This window comes from Paenarthrobacter sp. CC6 (assembly GCF_040560085.1).
Classification (GTDB): domain Bacteria; phylum Actinomycetota; class Actinomycetes; order Actinomycetales; family Micrococcaceae; genus Arthrobacter; species Arthrobacter nicotinovorans.
The window spans coordinates 1-17,924 of the sequence record NZ_JARDAN010000010.1; the positions used below are offsets into that span (position 1 = coordinate 1).

Annotated in this window: 17 protein-coding genes, 1 tRNA gene and 1 other RNA gene; 9 read left to right on the plus strand and 10 right to left on the minus strand. The window is 65.1% G+C overall.

From position 1 onward, the window contains the following. Positions 1 to 221 precede the first annotated feature (221 nt). Entirely contained in the window at positions 222 to 452 is a 231-nt protein-coding gene (locus PV760_RS11845; RefSeq protein WP_026267218.1) for a hypothetical protein, read from the plus strand. Positions 453 to 636: 184 nt separating this feature from the next. After that, positions 637 to 1,020, plus strand: coding sequence for a LapA family protein (locus PV760_RS11850; protein WP_055977078.1), 384 nt, complete (start codon positions 637 to 639; stop codon positions 1,018 to 1,020). Positions 1,021 to 1,143: 123 nt separating this feature from the next. Here the strand turns inward: PV760_RS11850 and PV760_RS11855 are convergent, their stop codons facing one another. Beyond that, complete coding sequence (locus PV760_RS11855; RefSeq protein ID WP_018778105.1) at positions 1,144 to 1,443, minus strand: DUF4193 domain-containing protein; 300 nt, start codon at positions 1,441 to 1,443, stop codon at positions 1,144 to 1,146. Between the two features lie 156 nt (positions 1,444 to 1,599). Further along, positions 1,600 to 4,095, minus strand: coding sequence for a beta-glucosidase family protein (locus PV760_RS11860; RefSeq protein ID WP_354627815.1), 2,496 nt, complete (start codon positions 4,093 to 4,095; stop codon positions 1,600 to 1,602). A gap of 100 nt (positions 4,096 to 4,195) precedes the next feature. On the opposite strand from PV760_RS11860, the gene PV760_RS11865 reads away from it, so the two are divergent. The 5 genes from PV760_RS11865 (at position 4,196) to PV760_RS11885 (ending at position 8,157) form a co-directional block, all read left to right on the plus strand. Next, entirely contained in the window at positions 4,196 to 4,852 is a 657-nt protein-coding gene (locus PV760_RS11865; protein WP_354627816.1) for a TetR/AcrR family transcriptional regulator, read from the plus strand. Between the two features lie 83 nt (positions 4,853 to 4,935). Continuing rightward, the gene (locus tag PV760_RS11870; protein WP_354627817.1) at positions 4,936 to 5,571 is read left to right on the plus strand and encodes a hypothetical protein; all 636 of its coding nucleotides are present in this window, start codon (positions 4,936 to 4,938) and stop codon (positions 5,569 to 5,571) included. A 95-nt stretch (positions 5,572 to 5,666) separates the two neighbouring features. Beyond that, positions 5,667 to 6,272: a copper resistance CopC family protein gene (locus PV760_RS11875; protein WP_354627818.1), complete on the plus strand. Its 606-nt coding sequence runs from the start codon at positions 5,667 to 5,669 to the stop codon at positions 6,270 to 6,272. A 78-nt stretch (positions 6,273 to 6,350) separates the two neighbouring features. After that, positions 6,351 to 6,899 (plus strand): copper chaperone PCu(A)C, encoded by a 549-nt coding sequence (locus PV760_RS11880; protein ID WP_354627819.1) that lies wholly within the window; start codon positions 6,351 to 6,353, stop codon positions 6,897 to 6,899. Positions 6,900 to 6,909: 10 nt separating this feature from the next. Then, positions 6,910 to 8,157 (plus strand): Dyp-type peroxidase, encoded by a 1,248-nt coding sequence (locus tag PV760_RS11885; protein WP_354627820.1) that lies wholly within the window; start codon positions 6,910 to 6,912, stop codon positions 8,155 to 8,157. Between the two features lie 57 nt (positions 8,158 to 8,214). Here the strand turns inward: PV760_RS11885 and PV760_RS11890 are convergent, their stop codons facing one another. Both PV760_RS11890 and PV760_RS11895 read right to left on the minus strand, forming a co-directional pair. Beyond that, on the minus strand, positions 8,215 to 9,561 hold the full coding sequence (locus PV760_RS11890; RefSeq protein WP_026267216.1) for an aspartate kinase: 1,347 nt from the start codon (positions 9,559 to 9,561) through the stop codon (positions 8,215 to 8,217). Positions 9,562 to 9,718: 157 nt separating this feature from the next. Then, positions 9,719 to 10,243: a DUF427 domain-containing protein gene (locus PV760_RS11895; RefSeq protein WP_179128375.1), complete on the minus strand. Its 525-nt coding sequence runs from the start codon at positions 10,241 to 10,243 to the stop codon at positions 9,719 to 9,721. Positions 10,244 to 10,331: 88 nt separating this feature from the next. Between PV760_RS11895 and PV760_RS11900 the strand changes: the two genes are divergently transcribed. Continuing rightward, positions 10,332 to 11,459, plus strand: a complete 1,128-nt coding sequence (locus tag PV760_RS11900) for a hypothetical protein (RefSeq protein WP_354627821.1) — start codon at positions 10,332 to 10,334, stop codon at positions 11,457 to 11,459. On the opposite strand, the gene PV760_RS11905 is transcribed toward PV760_RS11900, so the two are convergent. From PV760_RS11905 to PV760_RS11925, 5 genes are all read right to left on the minus strand, one after another. Then, positions 11,456 to 12,046, minus strand: a complete 591-nt coding sequence (locus PV760_RS11905; protein ID WP_354627822.1) for a dihydrofolate reductase family protein — start codon at positions 12,044 to 12,046, stop codon at positions 11,456 to 11,458. The genes PV760_RS11900 and PV760_RS11905 overlap by 4 nt on opposite strands. A 36-nt stretch (positions 12,047 to 12,082) precedes the next feature. Continuing rightward, complete coding sequence (recR, locus tag PV760_RS11910) at positions 12,083 to 12,682, minus strand: recombination mediator RecR (protein ID WP_018778094.1); 600 nt, start codon at positions 12,680 to 12,682, stop codon at positions 12,083 to 12,085. 33 nt (positions 12,683 to 12,715) lie between these two features. Then, positions 12,716 to 15,994, minus strand: a complete 3,279-nt coding sequence (locus PV760_RS11915; protein ID WP_354627823.1) for a DNA polymerase III subunit gamma and tau — start codon at positions 15,992 to 15,994, stop codon at positions 12,716 to 12,718. Between the two features lie 34 nt (positions 15,995 to 16,028). Then, an RNA gene (gene ffs / locus PV760_RS11920) (signal recognition particle sRNA small type) lies at positions 16,029 to 16,125 on the minus strand. Between the two features lie 79 nt (positions 16,126 to 16,204). Further along, entirely contained in the window at positions 16,205 to 16,528 is a 324-nt protein-coding gene (locus PV760_RS11925) for a YqfO family protein (RefSeq protein ID WP_039239596.1), read from the minus strand. 304 nt (positions 16,529 to 16,832) lie between these two features. Here PV760_RS11925 and PV760_RS11930 point away from each other — a divergent pair. Further along, positions 16,833 to 16,917 (plus strand) — tRNA-Ser (locus PV760_RS11930). A gap of 64 nt (positions 16,918 to 16,981) precedes the next feature. On the opposite strand, the gene PV760_RS11935 is transcribed toward PV760_RS11930, so the two are convergent. Further along, entirely contained in the window at positions 16,982 to 17,911 is a 930-nt protein-coding gene (locus tag PV760_RS11935) for a LysR family transcriptional regulator (RefSeq protein WP_055977164.1), read from the minus strand. Positions 17,912 to 17,924 lie beyond the last annotated feature (13 nt).

Consider the following 17,924-nt stretch of genomic DNA (forward strand, 5'->3'; position numbering starts at 1 on the left):
AACACTCCAATGGGACACCCCAACTGAAAGACTGACCAAACTAATCGATGGTGTTGCACTAGCAAGCTGAAACCGCCGCACTCGGATTGTCATTAACTGCCAACTCGGCGCACGGCCGACCCGGAGCCTTTTCGGGCTTGCGGGCGTAAAATTGGCTCACTGAACGGCACGCACCAGCCCTGCCGCTTTTTCGCTCTCCGGTAAGAAGGGAGGTGGAAAACATGGGACGCAGAATGGAAGGCTTCGTCCACGTGACCGAGCGGCTGCAGTCCGTTTTTGGACCGGCAACCCACGGCGATACGGACAGCCCCGTGGTGCATAAGCATGATGATTTCGAATCCGCTTCCGAGGAAGATTTGAAGCACTTCGATATCGAGACTGACTCCGAGGGTCACCACTACGCAGTCCGCAACGACGATCCCGGGCCCACCACCACTGACTATGCCCTGTAGGACTATGCCCTGTAGCGGGGCATGAGATGCCGAAGGGCCGGACCGCGAACTCCGGCCCTTCCTTGCGTGCCGGCAAACGCGCCACCTTGACCCCGGTTTGGTGGCCGTGCCACTGTTGAGCAACTAGTCAGCATGCTTATTATGTAAATGCACGGTAGGTGCTGGCGTACTAAGGGGGCCGTCAATGAGTTTCCATGAAGATGCAGCAGGAGTTCCGGGCGGTTCGGCACGCCCGGACCGGGCCGGTTCCGGGCACCACGAGCGGGTGATCCCACCGTCCGCGCCAGGCCACGCCCGGCCCACCCGCACCGCAGCCCTGTGGGTAGCGGTGGCAGTCGGCCTGGTGGTCCTGGTGATGCTGATTGTGTTCTTCGTCCAAAACCAGGACATGATCACCGTCCGGTTCTTCGGGCTGGAGGGGACACTCGCCCTGGGCACCACGCTCTTCATCGCAGCGGTGGGTGGCGGAGTGCTGGTTGCCCTCGCCGGGGGAGCGCGCATCCTTCAACTCCGAATGGGCAATCATCGGCGCAAGAAGGTCGTGGGCGGTCCGGGAACGGCACCCTAGATTCATACGGCGCCCAGGTTTAACTGCGGAAGGACCGGAGCGCATGCTCCGGTCCTTCCGCAATTTAATCCCGACGCCGGCACTCCCTGACGACGTTCAGTCCGCCGGGGTGTTGGGGTCGTCTTAGCCTTCGCAGTCAGTGCAGTAGGCAACGCCATCTTTTTCGCGCGCGATCTGCGAGCGGTGGCGGACCAGGAAACAAGAGTTGCAAGTGAACTCGTCGTTTGCCTGCGGGATGACCTGGATGACCAGTTCCTCGGCGACGATTTCGCCACCGGGGCCATTGGCGTCAAGGCCGTCGGTTTCGTCCAGTTCCAGCACGACGCTCTTGGCCGTGGGGGCGCTGGCAGATTGAAGAGCCTGGAGCGACTGCTCCTGGTTCTCTTTTACATCGGTACGGAGTTCGTCGTAATCGGCTGCCACTTTTTAATGCCTCTTCGTGTTAGGGGGTTACCGGGTATGCAACGTACAGCATGCCATGAAAATTCCATACCATACCCCAGTTCTACAGCTTGTGGCGAAAACCACGTGCGTGGCGGTCAAAAAAAGGCTGCCACGCACGGAGATCCTACTCCTGTATTACCGGAGTTCTATGTCAAGGAACTGGAATTCGTCAGCTGCATGGCGACCCACCAGCAGGCGGAACGTGCCCTGCTCAAACTGCCAGCCGCCGTCGTAATGCGCAAATGCCTTGGCGGGGATCCGGACTTCCACGCTCTCGGTGCCGGCTGGAGCGAGGTGCGTTCCGGCGTAACCGGCCAACCAGCGGACCGGGCGCTCAACCGCGGAGGCCGGTCGGTCCAGGTAAACCTGCACCACTTCGCGGCCTGTACGCGAGCCCGTGTTCCTGACGGGCACGTGGACCACAACATCGTTCCCCGCCGTGACCACCTGCGGTGCGTGGGCGGTCCCGAGCTCGAACGTCGTGTATCCGAGGCCGTAGCCGAACGGGATGGCCGGCTTGGCTCCCCCTTCGGCTTCCTGCTTCAGCCATGCGCGGTAGCCGACGTGGATTCCCTCGGAGTAGACCACCTTGCCGTCAACGGGCGTGGTGCTCAGGACGGGGACGTCCTCCAGCGCGGCCGGCCAGGTTGTGGGAAGGCGGCCGCCGGGCTCTTCCTTGCCCAACAGGATGTCGGCGATCGCGCTGCCGAATTCCTGGCCTCCGAACCAGCCCAACAGGACCGCATCCACCGTGTCGAGCCAAGGCATCACCACCGGTGAGCCGGAGTTCACCACCACCACTGTCCGCGGGTTGGCTGCCGCCACCGCCTCCACCAGGTGGTTCTGATAGCCGGGGAGGTCAAGGTCCTTCCGGTCGAAGCCCTCCGATTCGATCGTTGCGTTGGTACCCACCACGACGACGACGACATCGGCCGCCCTGGCGGCCTCCACTGCCGCGTCGATCTCGGCCTGTGGATCAGCTACCACCGTTTCCTCGCCCAGGAGAATCGCGGTGAACGGAATGACCTGCTGCTTGGGCAGTTGGTATTCGGCCTCGATCCGCACGGTCTGCCCGGCAGCGGCTTCGATTGGGTGGGTTGTCTTGGGCGGGTCGAACAGCGCGGCGCCGAGGACTTCCGTGTCGTCCTCGAGCTCACTGTTGAACACCTCTGCTCCGTCCAGGGCGAAACGGATCCGGCCCACAGTACCGACGCCCAGGTGGTGCACGCCCGCTGTTTCGGCAGTCCAGTCCGTTTCCATCCGGATGGAGGCGGCGCCGTCGGGAATCCCCACGCCGAACCAGATCAGGTGGGACGCCAGGCGGTCTTCGCCCGAGATCTCCGAGCCGTCCTCCGCGAGGAACGTCACCCGGATTCCCGGAACGCCGGACACCGGGTTGTGCAGGCTCGTGCGGGGGAACGCCTGGATGCCCTCGGCCACCTTGGCGCCGCGCGCATAGGTGACTTTGACGTCGTCGGGCAATGCTTTCCGGAGGCCTTCGAGCGGGGACACGGTGTACTTGGGCATGACGGTGGCGCTGCCGCCGCCCTGCGTGCGGGCTTCGTCGGCGTTGTGGCCGATCACCGCGACGCTGCTGAGCGCCTTGGCATCCAGCGGCAGGAGGCCCTTGTTGCGGACCAGGACGGCCCCGCGGACCGCAACTTCACGCGCGACGGCGGCCCCGTCAAGCTGCGTCGGAAGCTGGGTCACCGCAGGTTCGAAACCCTCCAATGAGCCCACGCGGGCTGCCAGGCGAAGGATGCGGGTGACCTTTTCAAGGATGGCGTCACGGCTGACCCGGCCATCATGGACGGCGGCGAGTAGCTTGGGGCCCCAGTGGCCTACCGGGCCAGGCATTTCGAGGTCCTGGTGCGCGTTGGCGGCGTCGATTGAGCGGACGCCCGTCCAGTCGGAAACCACTACGCCGTCGAAGCCCCATTCGGTGGACAGCGGCGTTTCGAGGAGCTTGTTCTCGCTGGCAGTGGTCCCGTTGATGGAGTTGTAGGAGCTCATGACCAGCCAGGCGCGGGCCTCGGTGATGGCGTCTTCGAACGCCGCAAGGTAGAGCTCGCGCAAGGGCCGCTCGTCCACCACGGAGTCCGCCGTGAAGCGCTCGGTTTCAGCTTCGTTGGCGAGGTAGTGCTTGGGCGTTGCGCCGACACCCATGGACTGCACTCCGGCGACGTACCCGGCTGCCATGGTTGCCGTGAGCCGCGGGTCTTCGCTCATGCATTCGAAGTGCCGGCCGCCCAGCGGGGAGCGGTGCAGGTTGATGGTGGGACCGAGGACAGCGTGGACGCCCTTGCGCCGCGCTTCCTGGCCCAGGATCTGGCCGTAGCGGTGGGCGGTTTCGACACTCCACGTAGCCGACAACGCCGAGGAGGACGGAAGGGAAACGGAATCGTGGCGCTCGTCGAAGTCTTCGCCACGGACTCCGGCTGGGCCATCCGACAGCACCACGCGCGCCAGGCCGATCTCCGGGATGGCGTGCGTGGACCAAACGTCCGCCCCTGTCAGAAGCCGGATCTGCTGCTCAAGGCTGAGGCTTCGGGCGAGTTCGCGGATCTTCGTGTCGGCGTCCTGGCCTTCGGCGGGCGGGACGGTGACGGCGGCCGAGAGTGTCGGGTTCATTTCATGACTCCTTCGTGGCCCATCGTTGGGCATCGTTGTTGAGTCTAATCGTCAAAATCTAGTATGACTAGGTTTTGGTTTGCTCATCTACACTGAACGAATGTCATCGTCGAAGGCCCGGGGCCAGTACGCAAAGGGTGCGGAACGCCGAGAACAGATCATCCAGACGGCCACGGACGTCTTCGCTACGGAAGGTTTCGAAGGAACAGCGCTCAAGCGGGTCGCCGAGCTTGTGGGGGTCAAGGAAGCCACGCTTTTCCACTATTTCAAGGGCAAGCAGGAGCTCCTTACGGCGGTCCTCACGGAACGGGACAAGCGCTCTCTGGCGGCAACGGGGCAGAGTGACATCGGGCTGAACCACATGCCCGCCATCGCCGAACGGAATCGGAGCGAGCCCGGGCTGACCACGCTCTACGCGGTCGCATCGGCTACGGCGAACGACCCCGGGCACGACTCCCACGCGTACTTCCAGGAACGCTATTCGGTGATCGTGCGCGACGTCAGCGCGGACATTGCCCGCCGCCAGGAAGCAGGAGAAGTCCGGACGGATGTTGCAGCGATCCCTCTGGCACGGCTGGTCGTAGCTGCCTTTGACGGCCTTCAATTGCAGTGGTTGTACGACAAAGATGTGGACATGGCCGAGGGGTTGCGGCAATTGACGAACATCCTGCTGGCTCCTGGCGCTTCGGCCCCTGCCGGCGGCGCGGAGGACGACGGCGGTGCAGCTGCTGCGGGCGGCGCAGCGCCCGGATTGTGATTATGCTTGGAAGATTCTACGCTGCGTAGAATTACTTCATCATGGGAGGGCCCCCAGGCGGCCCCTCAACAGGCGGGAGGGACATGACGGCACGCACGGTGCGCTTCGCGCGCGGGTGGGCTGGAGCCGTTGCCGCCACCCTCATCGCTGCTGCCTCGCACGTGCTGTCCGGCGGCAACGCGCCGGGAGCCCCTGTCCTGATCCTGTCCTTGGCTCTTTCCGGGCTTGTGTGCATGGCCCTGGCCGGGAAAGTGCTGTCGCTATGGCGTCTTGCCACGGCCGTGCTGGTAAGCCAAACCGTCTTCCATGGCCTGTACAGCCTTGATCCCGGTGCCCACCACGACGTCGGGACCGTGGCCGCAGCAGGGCACGCCGGGCACGGGGCGCACACACTCGCTTCCGTCGCCGCCGCTCCCTCGGACCACTCCTCGCCGTCGATGGTGGTGGGGCACGTCCTCGCAGCCGTCGCCACCATCGCAGTCCTGCGGTACGGCGAGGTCACGGCTGTCCGTTTGCTGGCCGCCCTTGGCCTGCGCCTGATTCCTTTCCTGAGGATCATCCAGCCCTTGGCTGTGAACCCCGGGCCGAACGTCATCCCCTCGGACTGGGCTGTACGCCCGCTGCGCAATCTTGGCGTTCCGTTGCTTGCCATGCGCCATCGAGGACCGCCACGGCGTCCAGCAACGTCCCAGGCGCCCGGCGCCCTCATCACCCTATAAGCCCCGCCACCCCGTGAGGGGAGGCCATCCTTCCACGGACTGCCGGACCTTTTTCACAGGCAGCGGGGCGGGAAGCAGCCATGGCAAGAAAATCCTTGCGTACTTTTTCATGGCGAAACCCAGGACCCGGCGGAGCGTTCCTCCTTGCCGTCTTTGCGCTGTGCATCGCCTTCGGGCTCGTCAGCGCGCCGGCGGCGTCCGCCCATGACCAACTGGTTTCGTCCACACCTTCCACCGGCGAGCGGCTGGCCGTGCCGCCGTCGGCCATTGAACTGAAATTCAGTGCACCGTTGCTGGCCATCGGCCACGAAGTCCGCGTCGTAGATGCGGCATCAAAGAACTGGGTCCAGGGCGATTCTGCGCTGGACCGCGGGACCTTGACCCAGCCGCTCGCCCCGGGCATGCCCGACGGGGAGTACCAGGTCAGGTGGCGCGTGGTTTCCAGCGATGGCCACCCCATCAACGGCAGTTACTCATTCCTGGTGGGGGCCGGCGCCACAGCAGGTGCCATCCCGGACCCTGGAAACACGGCCACCCCCGGTGTTCCTCCCGGATCAGCCGAACCAGGAGCCACGGCCTCCACGGTCCAGGTACCCGATTGGCTGATTGCTGCAGCCCTCGGGGCGGTCGCGGGCCTCGCCTTGTATTTGGGCTGGGGCTTTTTCAAGCGCCGACGCCGGTCCGGCACGCGGGGCGGCTAAGCCACCAACCTGCCATCCCACCTGTTCCGGAGCTGATTCAGCCCGGTGCAGCACACCACTTTCACAGAGAGCATCACCATGACAAAAAGAAAAGTCATTCCCGTCGTGTCCATCCTGGCAGCGGCCTCGTTGGCCCTGACAGGTTGCGGACAAAGCAACACACCAACCACCACAGCCCAGTCCGCTTCCCGGTCCTCCCAACCATTGACGGTGAGTGACACGTGGATCAAAGCCGCGGACTCAGGGATGTCGGCCGCGTTCGGGACCATTCGGAACACGAGCGACAAGGATGTGACCATCGTCAGCGCGGCAGCACCGGTGGCCACCATGGTGGAACTGCACGAAACCGTGATGGGACCGGACGGAACCATGAAAATGCAGGCCAAACAGGGCGGATTCGTCATCCCCGCGAAGGGCGAACTCAAACTCGAGCCCGGGGCGAACCACATCATGCTCATGGACCTGACCAAGCCGGTCCAGGCCGGGGACCAAGTCACCTTCGACCTGAAGACGTCCGACGGCGGCTCGGTCACCTTTACTGCCCAAGCGAAGGACTTCACGGGTGCCAACGAGAACTACACAGCAGGCGAAGGCAGCGGTTCGGCACCCGCTGCGCCAGCCAAGTAGGGCAGCAGCCGTGGGAAGTTCCGGACGGGACAACACCACCCCCAAGCCCGGGGCCCGAGTGCGGCGGCGGCACCTCCTCTTTGGCGGTGCTGCCGCGGGCGTCGGAGCATTGGCCGCCGTGGGCACGCAACTCGCCGGGAAACCGGTCCCACCGCTGCCAAGTGATTCCGGGGACGGGGCAAACGGTGCCAGGACGGTGCCGTTTTACGGTGACAGGCAGGCGGGCGTTGGCACGGCTGCCCAGGCCCACGGTGTTTTCCTTGCTCTCGACCTGAAGGAAGGGACAACGCCTGAGCGGCTCAAGTCGCTCCTGAAGCTGCTGAGTGACGATGCCGCGAACTTGACCCAGGGAAAGGCAGCGCTGGCCGATACCGAGGGTGAATTGGCGCTTCGGCCCGCGCGCCTGACCGTCACGTTCGGCTTTGGTCCTGGCCTGTTCCGGGTTGCGGGCACCGTGCCGGTCCCGGACGGCGTATCCGGACTTCCGGCCTTCTCCATCGACAAATTGGTACCGGAGTTCTGCGGAGGTGACCTCCTGCTGCAGATATGCGCCGACGACCCCCTTTCGGTTGCGCACGCCCAGCGCATGCTGCTTAAGGACAGCCGCCGTTTCACCACGGTGCGCTGGGTCCAAACGGGGTTCCGGCGCGCCTACGGCACGGAACAGTCCGGAACGACCATGAGGAACCTTTTTGGCCAGGTGGATGGGACATCGAATCCAGTGCCGGGAAGCGCGGAGTTTGAGAAGGTTGTCTATGGCGACGGCGGTACCGGGTCATGGGCGCCCCACGGAACATCCCTGGTGATCCGCCGGATCAGCATGGACCTGGACAAATGGGACGAGCTGGACAGGTCCGGACGGGAAGAGTCCGTGGGCCGCAAATTGGCGAACGGCGCTCCGTTGACGGGCACGGCCGAGCACGACGAGCCGGACTTTGCCGCCGTCACGCCCGTCGGGTTTCCGGTCATAGCCGATTTCGCCCATCTGCGGAGGGCGCGCCCGGACGACCCGTCCCAGCGGATTTTCCGGCGGGCCTTCAACTACGACTCCGTTCCCGGGGCCGGGAGCGTGTCGGATTCCGGATTGATTTTCGCGTCCTACCAAGCGGACATCGGACGGCAGTTCGTTCCACTCCAGCGCCGCCTCGACGAGCTGGACCTGCTGAATCTCTGGACCACGCCCGTGGGTTCGGCCGTCTTCGCGGTTCCACCGGGATGCGCTCCCGGCGGTTTCGTCGGCGAAGGGCTTTTCGCCTGAAAGACATGAAGGACCGGAGCGCTGGCTCCGGTCCTTCATGTCGTCGTAGCGGCTGGCCTAGCGGCCGGTGCCGCCGTAAACGGTAGCCTCGGCGTCGCCGTCGAGCTCGAACGCATTGTGGATGGCGCGAACGGCGTCATCCAGGGCGTCGGCACTGGTGACAACGGAGATGCGGATTTCCGACGTGGAGATCATGTCGATGTTGATGCCTGCGTCGGAGAGTGCCTTGAAGAAGGTGGCCGAAACGCCGGGGTGGGAACGCATGCCTGCGCCGATGAGGGAGAGCTTGCCTACGTGCTCGTTGTACTCGATGCTCTCGAAGCCGATCTGCCCTTCAGCAGCGCGGAGGGCAGCCAGGGCGTCGGCGCCTTCCACGATGGGCAGGGTGAACGAAATGTCCGTGCGGCCCGTGCCGTGCGTGGACACGTTTTGGACGATCATGTCGATGTTCGAGTGTGCGTCGGCGATCACCTGGAAGATCGCGGCAGCCTTGCCGGGGATGTCGGGGACGCCCACAACGGTGACCTTGGCTTCGGACCGGTCGTGTGCAACGCCGGAGATGATTGGCTGCTCCAAGGCAACTCCCTCTTCAATCGTGAACTTTTCGTCGGCGCCCGGGATGACCCAGGTGCCTTCCTTCTGGCTGAATGACGAACGGACGTGCAGGGGCACACCAAAGCGGCGGGCGTACTCAACGCAACGCAGGTGGAGAATCTTGGCACCGGAGGCGGCCAGTTCCAGCATTTCCTCGCTGGAAATCCGGTCGATCTTCTGGGCCGACGTCACCACGCGGGGGTCGGCCGTGTAGATGCCGTCCACGTCCGTGTAGATCTCGCACACATCGGCTTCGAGGGCTGCGGCCAGGGCGACCGCAGTGGTATCGGAACCGCCGCGACCCAAAGTGGTGATCTCGTTGGTGCTGCGGCTCATGCCCTGGAAGCCCGCGACGATCGCGATGTGTCCCTTGTCCAGGGCGGTGCGGATGCGGTGCGGGTCGACGGCGATAATTCGCGCCTTGCCGTGGATGCCGTCGGTAATCATGCCGGCCTGGGAACCCGTGAAGGACTGCGCCGAGGCACCGAACTTGTTAATGGCCATGGCAAGGAGGGCCATGGAAATCCGCTCGCCGGCGGACAACAGCATGTCCATCTCGCGGGCAGGTGCGGAGTCCGTCACCTGGGCGGCAAGGTCCAGGAGCTCATCGGTGGTATCACCCATTGCGGAGACAACCACCACGACCTCGTTGCCGGCCTTCTGCGCATCCACGACGCGCTGTGCGACCCGCTTGATGCCATCGGCATCGGCAACCGAGGAGCCGCCGAACTTTTGAACGATCAGCTGCTTGGTAATGGCAGCCTCGTTGGAGAGCTCTTCGATCTTCACTTCGGTAGTGGGCATAGTCATGCGCGCACCCTCACTGCATCAATAGGGTTCGAACGCGGCATGCTGGATTCCAAATTGGAGCACGCCTGCGTAGCTTATTTGCCCAGTTTATCGCCGCGTGGAGTGCTGGCAGGAATTGTGACCATATGGCGGCCACACAAACAGCGGCCGGGGGAGCTCACCACCCGGCAGTGTCCGGAGCGCCCTTGAAAGGACCCACGATGTTCCGCGTAATCCAGCCGCCATAGAAGTTCCCGTCCTGGGGCGTTACCTGCTCGCCATCCACCTCGCAGGAGTCCATCCGGCCGGGGTAGAGGGCCACCCGGGTCCGCAGTGCTTCGAAACCGCGGCTGGGTTCCGGGTAGGTCCATCCGGCACGGGAAGCCACCATCCCGCCTGCCGCGACATCGAAATACCCGGCCATGCCCTTGTATTCGCAGAAGGTGGCGCCGTCCACGGGGACGAGCACCCCGGGCGCAAAGGCATCGAACGGCAGGTAGTAGACGGGCGGATGACTTGTCTCCAGTACCCGCACTGAATCCACGGTGTCAGCAATGACATGGCCACCCAGCCGCACCACGATCCGCTCCGAACGGGCCTCGACCTGCGGCGGCCGCGGATAGTCCCACACCGATTCCTGTCCAGGCGCGGGAGGGATGCGGTGCGGACGCTTGGAACGGGGGAAACCGGGAATGGGGACCATCTCTCCATGGTGCCACCTTCTCCCCGGAATGGATGTCGGTGCCGGTCCGCCCGGCGTACCATCCACATCATGAGGATTGCGTGTGGCAATGGCCGGCGTCCCTGACCATCCAGGCCGTGATGACGGCTGGAATGAGCCCGAGTACGAGGTCATCGGGGGTGGGCTGGTTGATGACCAGCCCCGTACCGGGCAGTCCGGCCATGGTTCCAATCCACCACGCGACGCCGGCTACAAGAACGCAGCCTTTAAGAACGCTGTCTTTAAGGACGCTGTCTTTAAGAACGCCGTCGGAATCGCCTGGCGGGATGCCCGGAAGTCCTTTTCATCGTGGCTGTTTTGGCTCTCATGCTGTTCAGGGGTGGCCCTCGCCGCAGGAACGGCTGCAGGACTGGTCGCCTGGGCTCTGCGGAATGGCTGGATCGAGAACGCGATGCCCGCGGCCACCTTCGTGATCATGGCGGCATTCCTGGGTTTCCCGGCAGCCGTGCTCGGCGTCGTCTGGGGATTCCGGCACGTCCATGAAAGCGTCCTGGTGATGCTACTGGCAGGGGCTCTGCGGGGGCTAGCTCTGGCTGTGGTGGCGTTGCCGTTTTTGCTCATGCTGGGCATCAGCAGCGGCGGGCCTCTCGCGCTGGCCGGTGCCGCCGTCGTCGTGGTGGTCCTTGAAGTGGCTGTGTTCGGGCTCATGGGGGCCGGTTCGCGTGCTTGCTTCGCTGCTACCGTCCCGGGCGTCGCCCTGGCCTCCGTGCTGGCGGCCTTTTTCTGCGCAGGAAATGTAGCCCTCACCGTTCACCTGCTGCCCGGAACCACGGACCTTGCCAGCGCTTCAGTCCCCGTGAACGTGGAGCGCGACGAAGCCGGGAGAATCACTGCCTATGAGTGTGTTGGCAGCTTGCACCAGGTGGAAGTTGCACACACGGACAGGGTGGCATGGTTGGCGGCGTCGCACCCGGCCTTGTTGCTAGCCAGCGTCGGGGCGGAGTTTGTTCCGCCGGACAACGACGTAGCCTGGGTTTTGTCCGGGCTCCAGTTCGCGGCTGACGGGCCTGCGAGGGAAGTCCCGTGTCTCGGCGGGGTCTCCAGCGACGGACTGGCACCCGCGGTGCCGGTGGCTCTCACGGGGTTGTTCCTGCAGGGCCTGCTCGCCGCGGTGGTGCTTGCTGCAGGCCGCTGGCTGGCCTCCCGACGGGTGACGACTGATTCGGCTTCCGGCTAGATCTTCCGCCGCACGTATTCGGAGATCACGACGCCCGAGTCGAATGCCGTGGTGCCTGCCTCGTCGAAAGCACGTGGCTGGTAGGTGCCGGGTGCAAAGAGCGGAATCCCGTCGCCAAAGAGCAGCGGGCTGCGTTTGAGCACGAGCCTGTCGATTTGATCGGCCAGCTGTGTGGCCAGCTCTCCGCCACCACAGAGCCAGATCGACCGGCCAGGCTCCGACTTCAACCGTCGCACCACCTCTACGGGGTCCTCGGAGGTCAACGTCAGGTTGGGATGTTCGCCCGGGATGTCAGCCTCGGATTTTGTCCGTGAGAACACCACTTGGCGGAGGTGTTGGTACGGGCTTGTCATGCCTACCGGCAGTCCGACGGCGTACGTGTTCCAACCCATGACTACGGTGTCGAACATGGTTCCGGTGCGCTCGATGCCCATGGCATCGGCAATGACCGTGGGGATGGCATCGGCAAAGCGTTCATTCTGGGCGGCCATATGATCGCCCTCCACGGGAAAAGCGTCGAACTCGCCTCCCGGACCGGCAATGTAGCCGTCCAGGCTGACGGCAACGTAGTAGACAAGTTCTCGCACGGGACCCCAATCACGATTGCTGTTGTGGTTGCGAGATTACAACAGGGCGTTGCGCCGGCCTTCGAAGGCGCGTCCCAGCGTGACCTCATCGGCATACTCAAGGTCTCCGCCGACGGGCAAGCCGGACGCTAGCCGCGTCACCGTGATCCCGATGGATTTGAGCATGCGGGCCAGGTAGGTGGCCGTGGCCTCACCTTCCAGGTTAGGGTCTGTGGCGATGATGATTTCCTGGATGGCGCCGTCGTTGAGCCGCGTCAGGAGTTCGCGGATGCGCAGCTGCTCGGGGCCGATGCCTGCAATGGGATTGATGGCGCCGCCCAGCACGTGGTACCGGCCGCGGAAAGAACGTGTCCGTTCCACAGCCAGCACATCCTTGGACTCTTCGACCACACAGATCACCGAAGGATCCCGACGGGGATCACGGCAGATGTTGCATGTTTCCTGCTCGGTGACGTTGAAGCAGACGGAGCAGAACTTCACGCGTTCCTTGACCGTGGTGATAGCCGTGACCAGGCGTTTCATGTCCTCGGGGTCGGCCTCCAGGATGTGGAACGCCAGGCGCTGCGCTGACTTGGGGCCCACGCCGGGAAGCCGGCCGAGCTCGTCAATCAGCTCTTGAACTGCACCTTCGTACACAATGTCCTCGTTTGTTTGAAATCAATGCCGGGATCAGCGGGTTTGCAGGGGAGAACCGTCCAAGGCGCGCTCTTCGATCAGCTTTCCGCCCAGAATACGCTCCACCGCAGCCCGCCCAAAGACCCTCGACTCTTCGATGGTTTCGTCCTCGGGACTGGGAATGTCCTCCGGCGCGGCGGCCGGCGCTGCCTGCGCCCGAACAGGCGCCTGCACACGTCCTGCCTGGGCTTCGGGGCTGTTAGTGAGCCGTTGGTACAGGCTCTGGCGTCCGTTCGGATTGCCCGACGGCGCGTCGTCCTCGAGCGTGGCGACGGAACCGCGTGCTTCCTCAGGTTGGGTCGCCAACGACGGCCACGTGGGGATGCTGCCGGCGGCCGGTGCACCCGAAACGGCCGCGCTGGGCGCCTGAGTTCCAGGCCAGTTCGACGCCGGTGCGACGTCCCAGCTGGAGCTTGGGTTCTCTTCGGCGTTGGTTGGGTGACCGTACGATGCGGCGGGGGCCGGCTCCGGGACCTGTGCCGCGGCCGGCTCATAGTCCGGGGTGTCCGCTGCTGGAGCGACGGTTTCTTCTGCTGCCTGCGGGTTTTTGCCGACGTTGGATTCCGTGCCGACCACCCACGTGCCCGGAGCTTGTTCCACCGCGCGGGACCACGGGTCATCCGAGGAGGCGTGTGCCGGGGTGGCTTGAGGCGCGGCTGTGCGTGTGGGCGCGCTTGCTGGTGCTGGTGCTGGTGCAGGTGCAGGTGTTGGGGCGGCAGAGGAGGCGGAGGCTGCTTGTGGGTAGCTCCGGGGTTCTCCCTGGTGGCCGTACGGTGGCTCCCAATCAGCCGGCGGCTCTTCCTCAAGTGGAGGGGCGTCCTCGTCCAGGGGCGGACCCCAGTCGTCGTCAGGGTAGGAGTACTCTCCGGCGGAGGAGGGGGCGGTCTCGACGACGGCAGGCACAGGCACAGGCGCAGCCTGAGCGGGGGCCGGTGGTCGTGTCGGTGTTGTAGCTGGAGCGGGAGCAGAAGCCGGAGCGGGCGTCTGGCCGGTTGCCTGAGCCGGCGCCGCAGTGGCAGGAACTGATGCTGCTGCCGGGACGGGGGTCGCCGGTGGCTGGGGCTGCTCTGCAGGAGCCACATCAGCTGCACGGGATGGCACCGAGGACGCAACTGTGCCCGCGTGAGCGCCGGCCGATGGAACGGTCCCCGAGGCAGGGGTGGCTGGAGCGAGGCCCCACGCCGAGTCGACCGAAGACACCGGAGCCGGTGCCGGCGCAGCCGTTGGCGTTGAAGCAGCCGGACTCTCCCGGCTAGTAGGCGCTTTTGGGTTTGGCTCAGAGCTCGCTGAACTGTTGCCGCCGGCCACTGCGACGATCTGGCAGTCGATGCCGATGGTCTTGTGGATTGCCTGGCGTAGGTTCTCGGAGTGGTCTGCGCGTCCAAAGGCACCAGCAAGGCCGCCGGTGGTGAACGCGAGGGTCAGCACCTGGCCGTCGAACTGGGCAACTTGGGCGTTGGGCTCAACTAGGGCCCACGTGCTGCGCTTGATCTTGGTCAGCGTTTGCAGCACATCGGGCCATGCCCGGCGAAGAGCCTCGACGTCCCCGCTGCCTCCGGCATTCGGAACCGGGGCAGCCGTGGGCTGCGGCGCTGACGCAGGTGCCTGAGATGCGGCCGGGGACGGCTGTGCCTGCGGCACTGCCTGAGAGGGCATCGCCTGAGACGGCGCTGGTTGTGACGGCGCTGCCGGGGGCGTTGCTTGTGATGGCTGCGTCTGCGGCGCTGCGGAAGCAGATGCCTGGACAGGCTCAGGCTGCGGGGTTTGTGCCGGGGTCGGAGCAGCCGCAGCACTCGGAGCAGACGGGGCCGCAGCGGCCTGGCCAGCGCGACCGGAAGACGTACGTTCCTCGACGGGCCAATCGTTGGTGGACACCCGCGGTGCTGAGATGGCATCGCGCGGACCAGCTGCGGTGGATGGTTCGGGAACGGCAGGGACTGAAGCCGCAGGGACCTGCTCCACTGCTGCGGGCTCAGTTGCAGGTGCGGGAGAAGCCGTGTGGGCCGGGGCCGACTGTGTAACGGGCGCGGCCGCCGGCGGAACAGCCGAAGCAGCCGCAGCTGTAGGCGCGCCGGCAGCAACAGCCGGTGTTCCGCCGTCGCCCGCGTAGTTCAGGCGACGTTCCACGCGATCGATGCGCGCGGCGATACCACGCTCGGTTTGTTCAGCGCTGGGGAGCAGGATGCGCGCGCACAGCAGCTCAAGGTGGAGCCGGGGCGAGGTTGCGCCCGTCATCTCCGTGAGCGCGGTGTTGGTGACGTCCGCGGCCCGGGACAGCTCAGCCGCGCCCAGGTTGGTTGCCTGGTTGCGCATGCGGGCGATCTGATCGGCGGGCATTCCTCGAAGGATGGCCTGGGCGCTTTCGGGCATCGCCTGCACGATGATGAGGTCGCGGAAGCGCTCCAGCAGGTCCTCGACGAAGCGCCGGGGGTCGTGGCCGGTCTGGATGACGCGGTCCACGGCGCGGAAAACGGTGGCGGCGTCGGCGGCAGCAACGGCGTCGACGATGTCATCCAGCAACGAAGCGTGGGTGTAGCCGAGCAGCGCCACGGCGAGCTCGTAGTCCAGGCCGTTAGGGCCGGCGCCGGCCATGAGCTGATCGAGCACCGAAAGGGTGTCCCGGACAGAACCCCCGCCAGCGCGGATAACGAGTGAGAGCACGCCGGGGGCAACAGGAACGTTCTCCTGCTGGCAGAGCAGCTCAAGGTAGTGCATCAGCGGCTCCGGTGGCACCAACCGGAAGGGGTAGTGGTGCGTGCGGGAGCGGATGGTGCCGATGACCTTGTCCGGCTCCGTGGTGGCGAAGATGAACTTGATGTGTTCCGGCGGCTCCTCCACGATCTTCAGCAGAGCGTTGAAGCCGGCAGACGTGACCATGTGGGCCTCGTCGATGATGAAAATCTTGTAGCGGTCCCGGACGGGGGCGAAGGTGGCGCGCTCACGGAGATCGCGGGCATCGTCCACGCCACCGTGGCTGGCGGCGTCGATCTCGATGACGTCCAGGGAGCCCGAACCGCCGCGGGCAAGTTCGATGCAGCTGGGGCACTTGCCGCAAGGCGTGTCAGTGGGGCCTTCGGCGCAGTTCAGGCAGCGTGCCAGGATGCGCGCGGAGGTGGTCTTGCCACAGCCGCGCGGACCGGAGAAGAGGTAGGCGTGGTTCACGCGGTTCTTCCGGAGTGCCGTCATCAGGGGCTCTGTGACGTGTTCCTGCCCGATAACGTCCGCGAAAGAGTCCGGGCGATACCTTCGATACAGGGCAGTTGTAACAGTCACAAGTGAAACCTACCTATAGGGACTGACAGTTAAAGTAAGTGACCCCTCATGCACCCGCCAGAGCCCATCTACCCTTGCTACCTTCCGGTCCTGGGGGAGTTCAACAGGATGACGCCACATGAGGGGCCGTCGATAAGCTTACCCGAACTTGGTTCGGGGTTCGAATCGGTGCGGACGGCTGTGCATAACGCTCGACGGCGGGTGGTTGGGTCACCGCCAGCCGTTCACCGGCCACGTCATGAAGGCCGGTTCCTCGTATGGGTGCGCCGCCCGCAGGGCCAGCACCACGCCGTCGAGCGCTGCCTCCTCAACCACGCACTCAACCCGGGTTTCGGGCACCTGCTCCTCGATGCCGACCGCTCCCACGAAGGGCTGCGCGCCGGGCTGGGGAGTGAACCGGCCTGTGCCCGGGGACGTGTAGAAACAGTGGGAGTAGTCGCCTATCCGTCCCGCGCCGGCGTCGCCGATGGCCAGCAGGACCTCTTCGAGATGCGACTCGGGCACGTAGACCACCAAGGCATGAAGCTGCGTCATGGGGACATCTTGTCAGCAAATTAGGCTACAAAGCGGTCTCAACCATTGCAAAAGAAGGGGTGGCAGCGGACCATGGGTATGTACACCGATTGGGGCAATCTCAAGGTTGTGAGCTGCGGGGCCTGGGGGCGAGGGGCCGGACCCGGTAGCTCAACGGTTGTGCCGCAAGAATGGGCGCGTTGGGGGCGTCCATTTTTCCGTTAAGCGGCGTGCTCCCCTGGCTGGGCAAAAGGGGCGATTCGGCCCGATTACACGATGCCGAAATTCTCAGGTACAGTAGTATCTGCTTTCGAATCGGAAGCAAGGAGAATTCGCCTAGCGGCCTATGGCGCACGCCTGGAACGCGTGTTGGGTTAACGCCCTCGGGGGTTCAAATCCCCCATTCTCCGCGTTTGGCCCCGGTCCAGTGGACCGGGGCCTTTTGCGTTCCCTGGACGCGGCGGCTGAGCCTGGCTAGCCTGCGTCCGCCTGTTGTTCGGCGTCCTGCTGTTGGGTTGCCGCCACGCGTTCCAGTACCTCGCGGCACGCTGCGGTGGCCGGGTGGATTCTGCCGGCTGTCCTGGTGGAGGTGAACACGGTCCGTTTCGGCAGGCCCGGGAGATCCAGGAGCTGGACCGTCCTGCTTCGCCCGGTCCAGACGAGGTCCGGCATGAGGGCCACGGCATTTCCGGACTCGATGAGCCGGATCTGCGCCTGGAGGTCGGCCGTTTCGTAGCGCACGTCCGGTTCGAAGCCTGCGGAGCGGCACGCCTGCTCGGCCCAGTGCCTTGAAGCGGCACCACGGGGTTCCATGACCCACGGCATCGAGGCCGTGTCGGCCAGGGTCGCAACTGTTTCGCCGCCCAGCCCGACCGGGGGAGTGGCCAGCCGGATGGCATCGCTGGTCAGCGTGACCCGGTCCAGTCCGCTGTGGTGCGGCGCGGCATGGCCGGGGTATTGCTCGGCTACCACCAGATCGAAGTCGCGGGCCCAGGTTTCGTAGAGGGCGGTCTCGGGCTCGCGCTGGGTCATTTCCACGCGCACTTCCGGGTACTCCCGGCGCATAATGCTGAGGAAATCGGGCAGCAGCGCCAGTGCTGCGGACTGGAACACGGCCAGGCGCACGGTCCCGGTCACCATGGACAGGGATGCAGCGAGCTCGGTTTCCGCCCGTTCCAGGGTCTCCAGCAGCGCCGCGGTGTGTGCCACGAGGATCTCGGCCTGGGGCGTCAACTGGACCCGGCGGCCCGCCTTGCGCAGCAGTTCCACCCCGGCTTCCTTCTCCAAGAGCGTCAATTGCTGGGATACCGATGAAGGGCTGTATTGCATCGCGTCGGCGACCTCGGCCAGGGTCCCGCGGATCTTCAGCTCGTGCAGCAAACGCAGCCTACGGACATCCAGCAAGGCGGCCTCCAAA

Coding starts and splice junctions, on each gene's coding strand:
- PV760_RS11845 (WP_026267218.1), top strand. CDS start 222: ATGGGACGCAGAATGGAAGGCTTCGTCCACGTGACCGAGCGGCTGCAG.
- PV760_RS11850 (WP_055977078.1), top strand. CDS start 637: ATGAGTTTCCATGAAGATGCAGCAGGAGTTCCGGGCGGTTCGGCACGC.
- PV760_RS11860 (WP_354627815.1), bottom strand. CDS start 4,095: ATGAACCCGACACTCTCGGCCGCCGTCACCGTCCCGCCCGCCGAAGGC.
- PV760_RS11865 (WP_354627816.1), top strand. CDS start 4,196: ATGTCATCGTCGAAGGCCCGGGGCCAGTACGCAAAGGGTGCGGAACGC.
- PV760_RS11870 (WP_354627817.1), top strand. CDS start 4,936: ATGACGGCACGCACGGTGCGCTTCGCGCGCGGGTGGGCTGGAGCCGTT.
- PV760_RS11880 (WP_354627819.1), top strand. CDS start 6,351: ATGACAAAAAGAAAAGTCATTCCCGTCGTGTCCATCCTGGCAGCGGCC.
- PV760_RS11890 (WP_026267216.1), bottom strand. CDS start 9,561: ATGACTATGCCCACTACCGAAGTGAAGATCGAAGAGCTCTCCAACGAG.
- PV760_RS11895 (WP_179128375.1), bottom strand. CDS start 10,243: ATGGTCCCCATTCCCGGTTTCCCCCGTTCCAAGCGTCCGCACCGCATC.
- PV760_RS11900 (WP_354627821.1), top strand. CDS start 10,332: ATGGCCGGCGTCCCTGACCATCCAGGCCGTGATGACGGCTGGAATGAG.
- PV760_RS11925 (WP_039239596.1), bottom strand. CDS start 16,528: ATGACGCAGCTTCATGCCTTGGTGGTCTACGTGCCCGAGTCGCATCTC.